Source organism: Mycobacterium mantenii, from assembly GCF_010731775.1.
Classification (GTDB): Bacteria; Actinomycetota; Actinomycetes; order Mycobacteriales; family Mycobacteriaceae; genus Mycobacterium; species Mycobacterium mantenii.
Genome location: NZ_AP022590.1, coordinates 4,994,148 through 5,009,673 on the forward strand (window position 1 = coordinate 4,994,148; position 15,526 = coordinate 5,009,673).

Consider the following 15,526-nt stretch of genomic DNA (forward strand, 5'->3'; position numbering starts at 1 on the left):
ACCTACTCCCAGGTGTGCACCGGCGTGTTGGCGTGCATCTGCTCGCAATACCGGTGTAGCATCTCGGCCAGTGCCGCGGGCCTGCTCATGCCGCCGTCCTGCAGGGTGCGCACCGTGGACACCTGCCAGCTGGCACCGTTGCGTCCCGTGCGGGCCCGGCCCTCGATGACCCCGAGGAACCGATCGCGGACCTCGGTGTCGACGCCCCACCGCCGCAAGCCTTCGTCGGCAATCGGCAGCAGCGTGTCGAGCACCAGTTGGCGTGCGGTCACCTCACCCACCCCGGGCCAGCGCTGCCGGGCGTCGATGCCATAGCGCGCCGCCGCCAGGAAGTTGGCTTCTGCCACAGCGAAATCCGTGCCGCCCCACAACGGCTTGTCGGCTTCGGACAGGCTACGCAGCACGCCGTAGAAGAAGGCTGAGTTCGCCAGCATGTCGACCACCGTCGGCCCGGCCGGCAACACCCGGTTCTCCAGTCGCAGGTGGGGACGCCCGTCGACCACGTCGTACACCGGACGGTTCCACCGGTAGACCGTCCCGTTGTGCAGGCGCAGTTCGGAGAGGTGCGGGGCGTGCCCGGCGGCCAGCTCGGCTACCGGGTCTTCGTCGGACACCTCGGGCAGCAGGGACGGGAAGTAGCGGATGTTCTCCCGGTAGAGGTCGACCACCGAGCCGATCCACTGTTCGCCGAACCATACTCGCGGGCGCACGCCTTGGCTTTTCAGCTCCTCGGGCCTGGCGTCCGTGGATTGGGTGAACAGCTCGATACGGGTTTCCGCCCACAACTGGTGCCCGAAGAAGAACGGCGAGTTGGCACCCAGCGCCAATTGCGGGCCGGCCACGATCTGCGCCGCATTCCAATTGGCGGCGAACGTCTCCGGCGCCAACTGCAGGTGCAATTGCATGCTGGTGCAGGCGGATTCGGGTGCGATCGTCGCGGTGTGCCAGCTCAGTGGCTCGGGGCCGGAGATGTCGATGGGAATGTCTTCGCCGCGGGCGGTGAAGATCGAGTCATTCAGGGCGGCATATCGCGTCGATTCGCTCATCCAGCCGTGGTCCAGGTGTTCGGGCATCAGGGTGGGCAGGATGCCGATCATCACGATGTGTGCACCGCCGGCGGCGCCGGCCTTGGTTTCGGCGTCGTTCAGGCTGGTCCGCACCTCGGCCTCGAGGTCGAGCACGGAGTGCCCGGGCAGCGCGTGCGGCGGAACATTGAATTCAATGTTGTACGCGCCCAATTCAGTCTGATACGCCGGATCGCCGATGGCGTCCAGCACGTGGCGATTGGACATGGCCGGCTGGTAGGCGGCGTCGACGAGGTTGCACTCGATCTCCATGCCCGTCAGCGGCTGCTCGGAATCGAAGCACGACCGGGCCAGCATCGTCTCGAAGACGTCCAGGCACAGCTGTACCTTGCGGCGGTATTCCCGCCGATGTGCGCTGTCGTACGTGGTGCGCTTGACCTCTTCGCCCACAACGCAGATGCAACAGGGTTACCGCCCGTAACGCAAGCTCCCACGAGTCGTGGTTCCCGCCTCGTCGCTGCGGCGGGTAGACCATGATGGACTTTTGACGCAAACGTGTCCGAGCTCACGGGTGGAGGAGAGCAGTTGGCCGAGTTCGCCGAATTCGTCGCCGCCATCGACCAGGGGACCACCAGCACTCGCTGCATGATCTTCGATCACCAGGGTGCCGAAGTGGCTCGCCATCAACTCGAGCACGAACAGGTGCTGCCCCGGGCCGGCTGGGTGGAGCACGACCCGGTCGAGATCTGGGAGCGTACCTCCTCGGTGCTGATGTCGGTGTTGAACCGGGCCAACTTGGGACCGAAAAACCTTGCCGCGCTGGGTATCACGAATCAGCGCGAAACGACGCTGGTGTGGAACCGCAAGACCGGACGGCCCTATTACAACGCGATCGTGTGGCAAGACACCCGAACCGACCGGATTGCGTCGGCGCTGGACCGCGACGGCCGCGGCGACGTGATTCGCCGCAAGGCCGGCCTGCCCCCGGCCACCTACTTTTCCGGCGCCAAGCTGCAATGGATCCTGGAGAACGTCGACGGGGTGCGCGAGGCGGCCGAAAGCGGTGACGCGTTGTTCGGCACCGCCGACTCCTGGTTGTTGTGGAACCTGACCGGGGGGACGCGGGGCGGCGTGCACGCCACCGATGTGACCAACGCCAGCCGGACCATGCTGATGAACCTGGAGACGCTGGACTGGGACGACGAGCTGCTGTCGTTCTTCTCCGTCCCTCGTGCGATGCTGCCGAAGATCGGGCCGTCGTCGTCGCCGCGGCCCTTCGGTGTGACGTCGGAGGCCGGGCCGGCCGGCGGCGAGGTGCCGATCACCGGGATGCTCGGCGATCAGCATGCGGCGATGGTGGGCCAGGTCTGTCTGTCCGAGGGGGAAGCCAAAAACACCTACGGCACCGGCAATTTCCTGTTGCTCAACACCGGCGAGACGATCGTGCGGTCTGACAACGGGCTGCTGACCACCGTCTGCTATCAGCTCGGGGACGCCAAACCCATGTACGCGCTTGAAGGTTCGATCGCGGTGACCGGTGCGGCCGTGCAGTGGCTGCGCGATCAGCTGGGCATCATCAGCGGTGCCGCGCAAAGCGAATCACTGGCGCGGCAGGTCGACGACAACGGCGGAGTCTATTTCGTTCCCGCGTTTTCCGGGTTGTTCGCACCCTATTGGCGATCCGATGCGCGCGGCGCGATCGTCGGGCTGTCGCGATTCAACACCAACGCGCACCTGGCGCGCGCAACATTGGAGGCGATCTGCTACCAGAGTCGCGACGTCGTCGACGCCATGGCGGCGGATTCCGGTGTGCACCTTGAGGTCTTGAAGGTCGACGGCGGTATCACCGGTAACGACCTGTGCATGCAGATTCAGGCCGATGTGCTGGGGGTGGATGTGGTAAGGCCGGTGGTCGCCGAGACGACCGCGCTGGGCGCCGCTTACGCGGCCGGTCTGGCGGTCGGGTTCTGGGCCGATCCGACCGACCTGCGTGCCAACTGGCAGGAGGGCAAGCGCTGGGTGCCGGCCTGGAGCGAAGAACAGCGTGCCGCGGGTTACGCGGGCTGGCGCAAAGCCGTGCAGCGGACCCTGGATTGGGTCTCGGTAACTTGACTTGACCTGATCCAGGACCCGCCGGACCCACTCAGTCCTCGCCGAGGATGCCGTAGATCTCGCGCCGCGCGTTGTTGAGGATGTCGACGATGCGCTGCTGCTGCTCGGCGGAGGCGGTATGGGCGGATTGCCCGACCGCGCCGAACAATTGGCCCACGGCCGCCCGCAGATTCATGTGACCCGGGTCGGCGCCTTCGGTGATCTCGTCCCACGGTGGAATCTCGATCTTCTCGGCCGCCGCCCGGCCCGGTTCGGTCAGCTCGAAAAGCTTCTTGCTGCCTTCTGTTTCGCTCGCGGTGATCAAGCCTTCGTCGTCGAGCAGCTGCAACGTCGGGTACACCGAACCGGGGCTCGGCTTCCAGAGCCCGTTGCTGCGTTCGGCGATCTGCTGGATCATCTCGTAGCCGTGCATCGGCCGCTCGGCCAGCAGCGTCAGAATGGCCGCGCGCACGTCACCGCGCTTGCCGCGACCCGTGCCGCCACGGCGCCATCCGCCGCGCCGACCGCCGGGGCCGAAACCGAAGCCCGGGCCAAAGCCGGGTCCGAAGCCCGGACCGAACCCGGGTCCGAAGCCGAGCGGGCCGTCGTGACGGGCGGCGTGATCGCGGAGATGCTCGCGAAAGTCCCGTCGGGCCTGGCGCCGCGCCTGGTGCAGGGCCAGCCGGTCGACCGGGTCGGAGCCAAAGCCGAATCCGAAGCCGGGCCGGCCGGCGAATGGTCCTTCGGGGGGAATGAATGGGTTGCTCATTTTCTGTCCTTACGTTTGTGGGTCGCACACCCGTGGTGCGCTACGAAACATCACGATATATCGGAAACTAACGCGATGCAACGAGATATGTTGAAATATTACTTGTGAGAGGCCGTGAGCTGCGGAAATCCCGGCACGCCGCGCCCACGAGGCCGGCCGGCGGCGCGGTTTGCCTGCGCCAAACGGCGGGTACGAGCTACGGAGATGGATTCTGACAACAACCTGAAGGTCGATAGCGCCGGAGCGGCCGCGTCCGGGCGACCCGATGGTGGCCGGCCCCGCAACACCTGGATGTGGCTTAATTGGGGGCTGGCGCTGGCGACGGTGCCCGCCGCCGCGATTGTCATGCTCTTCGCGCTTGGCGCCGTGATGAGCACCGACGGCTGCAGCGACCGCAGCTGCCCCAACCTGGGCCACGGCGGAATCGATTTCGGTGTCGCGTTCTACGGCGCCCCCGCGGTCGCCGTCGTCGTCATCATCATCTCGTTTTTCACCGCCAAACGCCGCGGCGGCATCGCTGTTCCGCTGTGCGGTTGGGGACTGTTGATCGCCGACGTCGCCCTCATGGCGGCGAGCGTGGCCGGCTAGCGCCGGTCGCTAGTGGGGTAGCGAAAAACCCTCCGGTGTGCCGGTGTCGCCCGGGCCGGGCCGCCTCGATTGCGGGTCCGGCCACCCGACGGACGGCGGCTGCTGTACCGCGCCCGGCGGTGGGCTCCAGCCCGGGGGGCCCTGGTACGTCGCGCCGGGCGGTGGCCACGGCGCCGGTCCCATCGGTGGTTGCCCCGGCACGGGCATGGCCGGTCGCAGCCGGGCCAGTTCGCGGCGGTGTCGCTCGGCAAGGACCGCGGCGAGCACCAGTTCCGGCGGGGCGCCGGGCGGCGGTGGCGGCGCGATGCGGGCCACCACGTCACCGGCGATCCGGTATCCCATCTGCAGACGCAGCTGACGGTCGAGCTGTGTTGCCCTGGAAAGGAATTGACGCGCAACCTCGGCCTGACCGGCGGAGAGGCCCGACAGCTGCAGCGACGACGCCCACCACGCCAATGCGGGCGGCATCATCGGCGGGGGCCCGAGTCGGGGCCCGCGCTCGTTGACCACCACCGTGCCGGCGAATATGTCGCCGATCCGTTTGGCCTTGGGAGACAGGATGCTGCAAATCACGGCCGGGCTCCCGAACAGCATCCAGATTTCCACCAGGGCGGCCAGGGCGCGAAACAGCGCCTGGCGGAAGCGTTCTGGGCCGCCGTCGTCGGACACCACCCGCAGGCCCATCGCGATCTTGCCCACCGAGCGGCCCCGCGTGGTCGTTTCGAGGACCAGGGGATAGCCCACGATCACCAGTACCGTGAATATCAGCAGGATCGCGTTACTCAGTGCGGTATCGAATTGGGTCAGGGTGGCAGCCCACAGCATCAGGCCGAGCAGGTAACCGATGACCATGACCGTGATGTCGATCAGCGCGCTCAACGTCCGCACCGGCAGCTGGGCGATCTGCACGTCGAGCACCACAGCGTCCCCGGTCACCACCTCCGACATAACTCCGAACGGTACAGGTTGGGCGCGTGTGGCCGGCCACACTTTGCCGGGCCGGGGTTGCGATTAGGCTGCCCAGGGTGGATGTCGATGCATTCGTGCTGGCCCATCGTCCGACCTGGGACCGGCTCGACCGGTTGATCGGGAAGCGCCGGTCGCTGTCCGGCGCGGAAATCGATGAGCTTGTCGAGCTCTACCAGCGGGTCTCCACCCATTTGTCGATGCTGCGCTCGGCCTCGTCGGATTCGGTGTTGATCGGTCGGCTCTCGAGTCTGGTGGCGCGGGCGCGTTCGGCGGTAACCGGCGCGCACGCGCCGCTCAGTAGTGCGTTCACCCGGTTCTGGACGGTGTCTTTTCCGGTCGTGGCGTACCGCACCTGGCGGTGGTGGCTGGCCACGGCGGCGGCGTTCTTCGCCGTGGTCGTGATCGTCGCGCTATGGGTCGCCGGCAGCCCCGACGTGCAGTCCGCCATCGGAACACCCAGTGAAATCCAGCAATTGGTCAATTACGATGTCGAGTCGTACTACAGCGAACATCCCGCCGCGGCGTTCGCGTTGCAGATCTGGGTCAACAACTCCTGGGTGTCGGCTCAATGCATCGCACTGTCGGTGGTGCTGGGACTGCCGATCCCCTTCGTGTTGTTTCAGAATGCCGCCAACCTGGGAGTCATTGCCGGCCTGATGTTTCCGGCCGGCAAGGGTGGCCTGCTGCTCGGGCTGCTTCTCCCGCACGGACTGCTGGAGCTCACGGCGGTATTCCTCTCGGGCGCAACGGGAATGAGGCTGGGGTGGTCGGTGATCTCGCCCGGAGACCGTCCCCGGGGGCAGGTGCTGGCCGAACAGGGCCGCGCCGTCGTCTCGGTTGCCGTGGGTCTGGTTGCGGTGCTGCTGGTGTCCGGGTTGATCGAAGCGCTGGTGACGCCTTCGCAGTTGCCGACGTTCGTGCGGGTCGCCATCGGTGTACTCGCTGAGGTGGCGTTCCTGTCCTACATCGTCCACTTCGGCCGGCGCGGTGTGAAGGCCGGCGAAAGCGGTGACATGGCAGAGGCGCCGGACGTGGTTCCAACGGGCTGAGTGGCGCGAGACTGCAAGTACCGACGGTCGTACTCGGGAAATGCGTCGGCAGTTGCAGTCTCGCGGTGCGAACTACAGCCGGCCCGTCGCCTTCATTGCCAGATAGCGATCCGCAAGGGCGGGTGCCAGTTCGGCGGGCGGGGCGTCGACGACCTCCACGCCGCTGCTGCGCAGCCGGGCGGCGATCGCGCCGCGGTCATTGCGGGAGCGTTCGGCGGCCGCCGCGTCGTATACCGCCGCGGCATCCGACCGCCCGGCCGCCATCTGGTCGACGCGGGGGTCGGAGACCGCGGCCAGCAGCAGGTGATGTCTGGCCGACAGCTGCGGCAGCACGGGCAGCAGGCCCTCGGCGAGGGCGGGCGCGTTGAGGTCGGTCAGCAGCACCACCAGGGACCGCCGGCGGGCGCGCCGTGTGATGGCGGAAACCATTGCCCCCCAATCGGATTCGAGAAGGGCCGGCTGAAGGGGCGCCATCGCGTCGACCAGTTGGGCAAGCAGTTCGGTGCGCGAGGCACCGAACACGCCGGCGCGGCTCACCCGGTCGTGCGCGAGGAACTCGACGTGGTCGCCGGCCCGCGACGCGAGGGCCGCCAGCAGCAGTGCGGCGTCCATCGACCAATCCAGCCGCGGCCAGCCCGCCGGATCGGACGCGGTCGGGTCCACGCCCACCCGCCCCGCCGCGGTGCGGCCCGTGTCGAGCACGATCACCACCCGCCGGTCGCGTTCGGGCCGCCAGGTGCGCACCACCACATCGGCGCGACGCGCGGTGGCGCGCCAGTCGATCGAGCGCACGTCGTCCCCGACGACATACTCGCGCAGCGAATCGAATTCGGTTCCCTGCCCGCGTACCAGCGTGGGCAGCAGGCCGTCGATCTCCCGCAGCTTGGCCAGCCGCGACGGCAGGTGCTTGCGGGCCAGAAATGGGGGCAGCACCCGCAGCTGGCCGGGCACCGGTCGCGAACCTTGCCGTCCCGCCAACCCCAGCGGGCCGATCGATCGGGCGGTCACCACCGTCGCTCGCTGGTCGCCGCGGCGGACCGGCTGTAGTTGGGTCTGGACGTGCTGGTGTTGCCCGGCGGGGATGTCGATGGGATGGATGCGCGGCCGCGCTCCCGCGCTGGGCGGCCAGGCATCGCGGATCTGGCCGCGGAGCCGGCGCGGCCCGTCGTTGTGGATCAGCAGCCCGCAATCCACCTGCTGTCCCAGCCGGGCGGAGCGGTCCGGGGCACGCACGTAGCGCAATTTGGCGGTGCTGGCCGCCAGCACGACGTCGAGGAGGACCGCGATCGTCAGTGTTATCAGCAGAGCCGCGAAAGTCGTTGCCGGCGAAGGCGACAGCGCGATGGGCAGGACGCAGATGAGTGCGACCAGCCCGGTGCGTCCGGTCAGGACCACTAGCGTGGCACCGGAACCGAGGCCAGGATCCCGTCGAGCACACCGTCGGGTGTGGCCCCTTCGAGTTCGGCCTCGGGCCGCAGCATCACCCGGTGCCGCAGCGTCGGGCGGGCCATGGCCTTCACGTCATCGGGAGTGACGTAGTTGCGCCCGGACAGCCAGGACCAGGAGCGCGCCGTCGCCAGCAGCGCGGTCGCCCCACGGGGAGACACCCCCAGTTGCAGCGCGGGCGAGGAGCGGGTGGCCCCGACGATGTCGACGATGTAGCCCAGTACCTCGTCGGCAACCAGCACGTGTTGTACGGCGTCGCGGCCGGCGGCCAGGTCGGCGGCCCCGGCCACCGGCTTGATCGCCGACAGGTCGCGCGGGTCGAAGCCGTGCGCGTGCCGGTGCAGGATGGCGATCTCGGCGTCCCGCGGCGGCAGCGACACATTCAGTTTGAGCAGAAAGCGGTCCAGCTGGGCCTCGGGTAACTGGTAGGTGCCCTCGTATTCGACCGGGTTCTGGGTCGCGGCCACGATGAACGGGTCGGGCAGCGGCTGCGGTTCGCCGTCTACGCTGACCTGTCGCTCTTCCATCGCCTCCAGCAGCGCGGCCTGGGTCTTGGGCGGGGTCCGGTTGATCTCGTCGGCCAGCAGCAGGTTGGTGAACACCGGACCCGGACGGAACACGAACGCGGCGGTGCGCGCGTCGTACACCAGTGAACCCGTCACGTCACCGGGCATCAGGTCGGGAGTGAACTGCACCCGCTTGAATTCCAGCTGCAGCGCCGCGGCCAGTGCCCGGACCAGTAGCGTCTTCGCCACTCCCGGAACGCCTTCCAGCAGCACATGGCCGCGGCACAGCAGCGCGATCACCAGGCCGCTGACCACGCCCTCCTGTCCGACGACAGCCTTGGCAAGCTCGCTGCGCAACGCCAGCAGCGCCTCGCGTGCCGATTCGGCGGTGGGGGACTGGGCGGTAGAGGGTTGTGTCACGGGTGTGCGACCTGCCTTTCGATGTCGTCGAGCGCACGGGCAAGTTGTAACAGGTCGTGGTCGGTCGTCGGGGGCGGACCGAACAGATGGTAGGAGACGAACGCCGGATCGGATCCGATGCGCTGGGCCGTGGTGGTCACCACCGCCACCGGCGAAGCCCCCGCGCCCAGGCCGAGCCGCGGCAGCAGCCGGTGCAGCGTGGCGGTGCGCAACGCCGCCGCCGCGCGATCGCGTGCCCGCCGGGACCGGTACAGCCGGCCGCGGCCCTCGACGGTCTCCGAGGCGCGTACCACGACCGGCAACTCTTCGGCCACCAGTGGTCCGGGCCGGCGGCCCTTCCACACGGCGACCAGCAGCACCACCAGCGCCAGCTGTCCGAGGATCCAGATGACGTTCGGCGGAATCAGTTGGAAAAGCGTTGCCTTGGCTGAGGATTCATCCTCGACACGGTGCGGTGCGTACCAGATGAGCCGCGGCCGATCGCCGGCGAGGTTCATCGCCAGCGCGGCGTTGCCCGCCAGCAGCAGGCTGCCATTGGTCATAAAGTCGGTGCTGCCGACGGCCGTGATGGTGCGTCCGCCGTTGCGGAAGCGGATCAGCGCGCCGTCATAGCAGCGGGTCATCGCGCGGCCGTCTTCGGACTCGTAGGTGTTGCTCGCCCCGAACCGGACTGACCCGGCGCGAACGGCTTCGCGCAGAGTGCAATTCGGGTCGAGGTCAAAACCGCTGGCCCCGGAGACCCGTACGCCCGGCAGCAGCGCCTCGCGCGTCCGGGTGGTCGGCTCCACCAGCAGCAGGTCCGATCCGACGCTGCCCAACCGGTCCAGCAGCGTGTCGGTGAGGTACTGGTTCTGGGCCACCAGGATCAGCGCATCCGGGCGCGCCGCGTGTTCGACGTCGGCCATGTTGTTGGCCACGACGACGTCGACCCCGGCGTCGCGCAGCAGCTCCACCAGCGCGTGGGCACCGTCGGGACCGGTCGACGCCGGGTCCATGCGGGCGCCGGGCCGCGGCGCGGTCAGATACGCGTCGACGCCGGCGATGACGGCGAGCACCAACAGCGTGACCAGCACCCAACGCCAGGAGCGCCGGCGGCGCGGCGTGGTTTCGGGGCGGGCACCGGTGGTCGTCGCCATCACCGCACCTGCGCCCACGACTCGTGCGCTGCGGGTTGGCCGGGTTCCGACGGACCGCCCTGCCAGCGCGAGCGCAGGTGGTCGTCCAGGTCGGCGATCATCTGGTAGGCGGCCTGGGTGCCGGGTTGCTCGCCGTACGTGACGTCGTTGAAAGCCGTTGCCGCTTGGGTTAATTCGCTGGCCAGGTGTGGTAGAGCGGCGCCGGCGTCGCGGGCCAGCTCGTTGGCCGTCCGGCCGGGGGCCGCAGTCAGTACACCGGTCTCTTCGAGCTGGCGGGCGACGGCGCGCAGCCGGTGGCGAATCGCCGCGTCCCAATCACCTTCGGCCGCATAGTTTTCGGCGGTCGCACGATGCTGGGCGGCGGTCAGTTGGGCGGCTTCGAACAACGAGTAGTCGCCGCCGCGGCGGGTGCGCATGGTGCGCCGCAGGAGATAGACGCCGGCGATCACCGCGATCACGAGCAGGATGAAAAGCACGGTGGCGGTGAGCCATCCGCCCGGTATCGAGGAGGTCTTCTGGAGCAGCCGGTAGATCAGGTCGTTGAGCCAGTCGACGAAATGTTCCCGCGCCGAGCCCTTGGAGTAGATCGGTTTGTCGAGCTCGTCCTGCGCGGCGCGGTGTGCGGCATCGCGGTCGATGTCGATGGAGGGCATTCCTCAGCCAGTCCTCGCTCGGCCTACAGGGGCCGGGTCAGCCAGAGGTTGTCGGTGGACGTGGCCGCGTAGGGCCCCTGGGCCGCTCCGCTCTGCAGCACCAGATCGAATGCCTCGGCACGCATCCGGCGGTCGGTGTAGAGCAAGACGATGACTCCCGCGTTGAACGGCGCGGTGATGATCTCGCCGATCGCCGCCCCCACCGAGAGGACCGCCGTGCTGACCAGGAACGCCGTGCCGGACGAGGTGATCTGGAAGAACTGGCCGACGATGCTGAACGGCACCGCGACCGCGTTGGCGACGACGGAAGTCACCAGAAACGCGAGCACCCGGATGCCCAGCACTCGCCAGAAGCCGTTGCGCACCAGCTTGAACGACCGGGTGACCGCGTCCATGACGGGCAGCCGCTCCAGCACGATCAGCACCGGTGCGAACAACACCACCGTGTACAGGTACACCAGCAACGCGAGGACGACCAGCACCAGCGGGATGCCAAGGACCACGGCCGCGGCCGCACTGCCGATCGCCGCCAGCGCCCCGATGATCACCGCGACCAGCCCCGCGAGGGCCGCCACCACGACGGCTTCCAGCAGGGCCAGACCGAGCAGGGCCAGCAGTCGCCCGCGGATCTTTTGCCAGGTTTCGCCGATGGTGATCGGGGTTCCGAACACCGCCCGCCCGACGATGACGGTGAGCATCCCGGACAGCAGCATGCCGCCCAGCCAGCCGACCAGGATGCCGCCGCCCACCGATGCGGTCCAGGCGCCCAGTACGCCCGAGCTCAGTTCGCCGGGCCGATCGGAGGTGAACCTGTCGGCCGCGGCCAGCGGACCGAAGAACGCGACCTTGGTGACGATCTGCATGATCACGACGACGATGGCGGTCAGCCCCAGCGTCGCTTTCGGGTTCGCCCGCACGTAGCCGACCGCGCCGTTGAAGATGTCGCCGAGGGTCAGCGGCCGCAACGGGATGATCCCGGGTTTGACGGCTCCGTAGCGCGGCGGTGTGCCGAACGCCGGCGGCGACCCGTAACCCGGCGGAGGCCCATACCCCGGTGGTGACCCATAGCCGGGTGGAGGCGCATAGCCGGGTGGAGGCCCGTAGCCCGGCGGGGGTCCATAGCCGGACGGGGGCTGATAACCGGGCGGCGGGCCATATGCCGGTGGCGTGCCGTAGGCCGGCGGCGGGCCATACGCCGCGGGTGGACCGTATTCAGGTTGTGGGCCGTATGCCGGTGGCGGACCGGCCGGATAACCAGGCGGCGGCGCGCTCACCGAGTGCAGCGGCCCGTCAAACCAGCCCTGCGGCCGGGCGCGTCGTTCGTCATGGGCTCCATCCTGTCGACGGTCGGGGCATTTCACAATCTTGACTCCGCGCCCGGCGCGTAGCGTCTCACCCATGGCGGAACTCAAATCCCGGCTCCGGGCGGACCTGACCGCGGCGATGAAGGCCCAGGACAAGTTGCGAACGGCCACCCTGCGCATGCTGTTGGCCGCGATCCAAACCGAGGAAGTTTCCGGTAAGCAGGCCAAAGACCTCACCGACGAGGAAGTCATCAAGGTGCTGGCCAAGGAATCGCGCAAGCGGAGCGAATCCGCGGAGATCTACACCCAGAACGGGCGCGGGGAGCTCGCCGCCAACGAGCACGCCGAGGGGCGGATCATTGACGAGTACCTGCCCACCCCGCTCACCGAGGCGGAGGTGGCCGACGTCGCCGATACCGCGATCGCCCAGGTCGCCGAGGAAATCGGCGAGCGGCCGGGCGTGAAGCAGATGGGTATGGTGATGAAGGCCGCCACCGCGATCGCCGCCGGCAAGGCCGACGGCGCTCGCCTCTCGGCCGCCGTCAAAGAGCGGCTGTAGCCGCCCCGCTCAGACCAGGACCCGGGTTCCGTCGCCGCCGCGGCGCGTCACGCGCCGGGCATCGAGCTGTTCCAGCAGCGGCACCGCCACCCGCCGGGTGGTGTCCAGCGCGCGGCGTGCCTCGCTGACCGTGAACGGTTGCGGCAGCGTCGCCAGCACGCCGGCGGCTCGGTCCAGCGCGTCGGGCCCTAGCACCACCCCGTCGGCGATCCGCGTCAGGCGCCCGGCCCGCACCGCCGCGGCCACCTCCCGGGGACCCAGCCCCAGCTCGGCGAGCTCGTCGGCCTCGGGCGCCCGGAACGGCTCGGCGGCCAGCCACTCCTCGACCGTGGCCACGGCCTTGTCGACGCGGGCCGGCAGGCCCGCATCGGGCGGGCGGACCAGCCCGTCGGCCAGCACCAGACCGGCGCCCTCGAGCAACGTCGGCACGAGTTCGGCGGCGGGCAACCCGACCTGCTGGCGCAGCGTTTCCTGCGGCATGCCCGCCGCGATGTCGTGATCGCCCGCCCAGCGGCGCACCGCCGCGGTCGCGTCCTCGCGCCGCGCCGCCCACCACTGCGGGTCCACCACCCAGTCGCCCACCCGCTGCCCGCGCGGCGGCAGACCCATGGCGCGCAGGTCGGCGGCGCGCGCGAAGTCCGGCGCCCGCACCTGGCCGGTCGCCAGTTCCGCGGCGCGGGCCCGCGCCGCGCCGCGCCGCCGCAGCCCGGGCGGGCGGACGTCGAGCACTTCGATTCCCGCCGCGATCCGGTGCTGTCCGGGGTCGCGCAGCAACCCGACGTCTCCCACCCGCAACGGCAGCGGCCGGACCAGCCGCAGCCGCGCCGCGGCGGTCCCCAGCCGGCGCACCTGCACCGGCACGGCCGCCGACCCGATGTGCAGCACGAGCTGGCGGTGCAAAGTCTCCGCCGCGCGCAGGGCGACGTCGATCTCCGCGGTGTCCAGCCAGGCCCCGGGCGTGCGCACGGTGTCCCCGCGTCCGATGTCGTGCCGGTCGACGCCCCGCAGGTTCAGCGCGACCCTGGCGACCGCACCGACCTCGGAATGGTTGCGGCCCAAGGCTTGCAGCCCGCGCACGGTGACGCGCCGCCCGGCGTGCTCGAGTTCGTCGCCCACCCGCACCGTGCCGGCGGCCAGCGTGCCGGTGACGACGGTGCCCGCGCCCCGGACGGTGAAGCTGCGGTCGATCCACAGCCGCACGTCGGCGCCGGGGTCCGGCGCGGGCAGCCGGTCGGTCAGCGCCACCAGCTCGGCGCGCACCCGGTCGAGGTCGGTGCCGATCGCGACGGGCAAGCCGGCAAGTGAAGTGGCGCCAAGCCTTTCCGACGCCTGCGTGATGGCCGGACCCGGATCGGCGAGATCGGCCTTGCTGATCACCAGCAGCCCGTGGCGGACCCCGAGCGCGTCGAGCGCAGCCAGATGTTCCTCCGACTGGGGCATCCAGCCCTCGGTGGCGGCGACGACGAACACCACTCCGGGGGCCGCGCCGACGCCGGCCAGCATGTTGGCCACGAACCGCTCATGGCCGGGCACGTCGACGAACACGACCTGGCGCCCCTCGAGCTCGGTCCAGGCGAAGCCCAGATCGATGGTCAGGCCGCGGCGCTGTTCCTCGGCCAGCCGATCCGGCCACATACCCGTAATTCGTTGCAGCAGAGTCGATTTACCGTGATCGACGTGCCCGGCGGTGGCTAGGACGAACACGCCCGCACCGCCGCGGCCACCAGCTCGTCGTCCTCGGGCGGCACCGTGCACAGGTCGAGCAGGCACCGGCCGCTCTCCAGGCGTCCGACGACCGGCGGGTTGCCGAGACGCAGCGCGGCCGCATAGGGCTCGGGCAGGCTCACCGCGGCGCTGGGCAGTTCGACGCCGGGCGCCCCGCCGCCGCCGACGGCCGCAACGCAGTCCACCGCCACGGCGCCGGTGTTCGCGGGCAGCCCGGCGGCCAGCGCCTCGGCCCGGGCGCGCAGCCGGGTGGCGTCGGCGGCCAGCGCCTGCGCGACCGGCGGGGGCGGCCCGAGCAGCGTTGCCTCCAGCGCGGCCAGTGTCAGCTTGTCCACCCGCAGGGCGCGGGCCGCGGGGTGGCGGCGAATCCGCTCGATGAGGTCCGCCCGGCCGAGAAGCAGCCCGGCCTGCGGCCCGCCCAGCAGTTTGTCCCCGCTCGCGGTGACCACGTCGGCGCCGTCGGCCAGCATCGAGGTCGCGTCCGGCTCGTCGGGCAGCACCGGATGCGGCGACAACAGGCCGGAACCGATGTCGACCACCAGCGGGACGCCGAGCTTGCGCAGTTCCGGCGCCAGCGTGGCGACCTCGACCGCCGAGGTGAACCCGCTGACGTGAAAGTTGGACGGATGCACCTTCAGCACAAAACCGGTCTGCGGCCCGAGCGCCCCGGCGTAGTCTCGCAGGCCGGTGCGGTTGGTGGTGCCGACTTCGCGCAGCCGCGATCCGGTCGATTCCAGTAGCTCGGGGATGCGGAACCCGTCACCGATTTCCACGAGTTCGCCGCGGCTGAGCACGATCTCCTTGCCGGGGGCCAGCGTCATCGCGGTCAACAGCAGCGCGGCCGCGTTGTTGTTGACGACGTGCACGCCGCCAGCGGTCGGAGCCGCGCCCGCCAGCGCGGCCAGCGCGCCCCGGCCGCGCCGCGCGCGCCGCCCGGTCGCCAGGTCGAACTCGACGTCCGTGGCGCCACCCGCGGCGACCACCGCGTCCAGCGCGGCCCGCGACAGCGGGGCGCGGCCCAAATTGGTGTGCACCACCACGCCGGTGGCGTTGATGACCGGCCGCAGGCTCGAGGCGGTGGCGGGCAGTGCGGCGACGGCGTGCTCGGCGACCTGCTCGGGGGCGATCTCTCCGGCACGCGCCCGCCGCTGGGCCGCGGAGATCACCGACTTCACCAGGTCGCGGCCCAGCACCCGCTGCGCGGCGACCAGCCGGGGGTCGGTGAGCAGCGTGTCGGTGCCGGGCACCCGTCGGCGCGGGTCGCTCATGTCGGGCCCAAAAGATCA

Annotated in this window: 14 protein-coding genes; 4 read left to right on the forward strand and 10 right to left on the reverse strand. The window is 70.0% G+C overall.

The features are described 5' to 3' along the window. Positions 1-2 precede the first annotated feature (2 nt). Positions 3-1,475, reverse strand: coding sequence for a glutamate--cysteine ligase (locus tag G6N50_RS22830; RefSeq protein ID WP_083095546.1), 1,473 nt, complete (start codon positions 1,473-1,475; stop codon positions 3-5). A 135-nt stretch (positions 1,476-1,610) separates the two neighbouring features. On the opposite strand from G6N50_RS22830, the gene glpK reads away from it, so the two are divergent. Continuing rightward, complete coding sequence (gene glpK / locus G6N50_RS22835) at positions 1,611-3,137, forward strand: glycerol kinase GlpK (protein ID WP_083095629.1); 1,527 nt, start codon at positions 1,611-1,613, stop codon at positions 3,135-3,137. 31 nt (positions 3,138-3,168) lie between these two features. On the opposite strand, the gene G6N50_RS22840 is transcribed toward glpK, so the two are convergent. Beyond that, positions 3,169-3,885: a PadR family transcriptional regulator gene (locus tag G6N50_RS22840; protein ID WP_083095545.1), complete on the reverse strand. Its 717-nt coding sequence runs from the start codon at positions 3,883-3,885 to the stop codon at positions 3,169-3,171. Between the two features lie 204 nt (positions 3,886-4,089). Between G6N50_RS22840 and G6N50_RS22845 the strand changes: the two genes are divergently transcribed. Continuing rightward, positions 4,090-4,473, forward strand: a complete 384-nt coding sequence (locus G6N50_RS22845; RefSeq protein WP_083095544.1) for a hypothetical protein — start codon at positions 4,090-4,092, stop codon at positions 4,471-4,473. 9 nt (positions 4,474-4,482) lie between these two features. Here the strand turns inward: G6N50_RS22845 and G6N50_RS22850 are convergent, their stop codons facing one another. Beyond that, a complete protein-coding gene (locus G6N50_RS22850) occupies positions 4,483-5,421 on the reverse strand; it encodes an RDD family protein (protein WP_083095543.1) in 939 nt (312 codons plus the stop codon). A 77-nt stretch (positions 5,422-5,498) separates the two neighbouring features. On the opposite strand from G6N50_RS22850, the gene G6N50_RS22855 reads away from it, so the two are divergent. Continuing rightward, a complete protein-coding gene (locus tag G6N50_RS22855; protein ID WP_083095542.1) occupies positions 5,499-6,491 on the forward strand; it encodes a stage II sporulation protein M in 993 nt (330 codons plus the stop codon). Between the two features lie 72 nt (positions 6,492-6,563). Here the strand turns inward: G6N50_RS22855 and G6N50_RS22860 are convergent, their stop codons facing one another. From G6N50_RS22860 to G6N50_RS22880, 5 genes are read right to left on the reverse strand one after another with little or no spacing between them, the layout of a single operon-like run. Then, complete coding sequence (locus G6N50_RS22860; RefSeq protein ID WP_083095541.1) at positions 6,564-7,886, reverse strand: DUF58 domain-containing protein; 1,323 nt, start codon at positions 7,884-7,886, stop codon at positions 6,564-6,566. Further along, complete coding sequence (locus G6N50_RS22865; RefSeq protein WP_083095540.1) at positions 7,886-8,863, reverse strand: AAA family ATPase; 978 nt, start codon at positions 8,861-8,863, stop codon at positions 7,886-7,888. The genes G6N50_RS22860 and G6N50_RS22865 overlap by 1 nt, the downstream gene beginning before the upstream one ends. Beyond that, complete coding sequence (locus G6N50_RS22870; RefSeq protein WP_083095628.1) at positions 8,860-9,999, reverse strand: DUF4350 domain-containing protein; 1,140 nt, start codon at positions 9,997-9,999, stop codon at positions 8,860-8,862. Before G6N50_RS22870 ends, G6N50_RS22865 begins: the two co-directional genes overlap by 4 nt. Further along, on the reverse strand, positions 9,999-10,652 hold the full coding sequence (locus G6N50_RS22875) for a DUF4129 domain-containing protein (RefSeq protein ID WP_083095539.1): 654 nt from the start codon (positions 10,650-10,652) through the stop codon (positions 9,999-10,001). Before G6N50_RS22875 ends, G6N50_RS22870 begins: the two co-directional genes overlap by 1 nt. 23 nt (positions 10,653-10,675) lie before the next feature. Continuing rightward, positions 10,676-12,052: a DUF7847 domain-containing protein gene (locus G6N50_RS22880; protein WP_179970053.1), complete on the reverse strand. Its 1,377-nt coding sequence runs from the start codon at positions 12,050-12,052 to the stop codon at positions 10,676-10,678. On the opposite strand from G6N50_RS22880, the gene G6N50_RS22885 reads away from it, so the two are divergent. Beyond that, the gene (locus G6N50_RS22885; protein ID WP_083095537.1) at positions 12,051-12,515 is read left to right on the forward strand and encodes a GatB/YqeY domain-containing protein; all 465 of its coding nucleotides are present in this window, start codon (positions 12,051-12,053) and stop codon (positions 12,513-12,515) included. The genes G6N50_RS22880 and G6N50_RS22885 overlap by 2 nt on opposite strands. A 9-nt stretch (positions 12,516-12,524) precedes the next feature. Here the strand turns inward: G6N50_RS22885 and G6N50_RS22890 are convergent, their stop codons facing one another. Next, positions 12,525-14,219 (reverse strand): selenocysteine-specific translation elongation factor, encoded by a 1,695-nt coding sequence (locus tag G6N50_RS22890; RefSeq protein WP_083095536.1) that lies wholly within the window; start codon positions 14,217-14,219, stop codon positions 12,525-12,527. Beyond that, on the reverse strand, positions 14,207-15,508 hold the full coding sequence (selA, locus tag G6N50_RS22895; protein ID WP_083095535.1) for an L-seryl-tRNA(Sec) selenium transferase: 1,302 nt from the start codon (positions 15,506-15,508) through the stop codon (positions 14,207-14,209). The genes G6N50_RS22890 and selA overlap by 13 nt, the downstream gene beginning before the upstream one ends. Between the last annotated feature and the right edge of the window lie 18 nt (positions 15,509-15,526).

What these genes read in the sequence shown, in the direction of transcription:
- G6N50_RS22840 (WP_083095545.1), bottom strand. Translation starts at nt 3,885, where the DNA reads ATGAGCAACCCATTCATTCCCCCCGAAGGACCATTCGCCGGCCGGCCC.
- G6N50_RS22845 (WP_083095544.1), top strand. Translation starts at nt 4,090, where the DNA reads ATGGATTCTGACAACAACCTGAAGGTCGATAGCGCCGGAGCGGCCGCG.
- G6N50_RS22850 (WP_083095543.1), bottom strand. Translation starts at nt 5,421, where the DNA reads ATGTCGGAGGTGGTGACCGGGGACGCTGTGGTGCTCGACGTGCAGATC.
- G6N50_RS22870 (WP_083095628.1), bottom strand. Translation starts at nt 9,999, where the DNA reads ATGGCGACGACCACCGGTGCCCGCCCCGAAACCACGCCGCGCCGCCGG.
- G6N50_RS22875 (WP_083095539.1), bottom strand. Translation starts at nt 10,652, where the DNA reads ATGCCCTCCATCGACATCGACCGCGATGCCGCACACCGCGCCGCGCAG.
- G6N50_RS22885 (WP_083095537.1), top strand. Translation starts at nt 12,051, where the DNA reads ATGGCGGAACTCAAATCCCGGCTCCGGGCGGACCTGACCGCGGCGATG.
- G6N50_RS22880 (WP_179970053.1), bottom strand. Translation starts at nt 12,052, where the DNA reads ATGGGTGAGACGCTACGCGCCGGGCGCGGAGTCAAGATTGTGAAATGC.
- selA (WP_083095535.1), bottom strand. Translation starts at nt 15,508, where the DNA reads ATGAGCGACCCGCGCCGACGGGTGCCCGGCACCGACACGCTGCTCACC.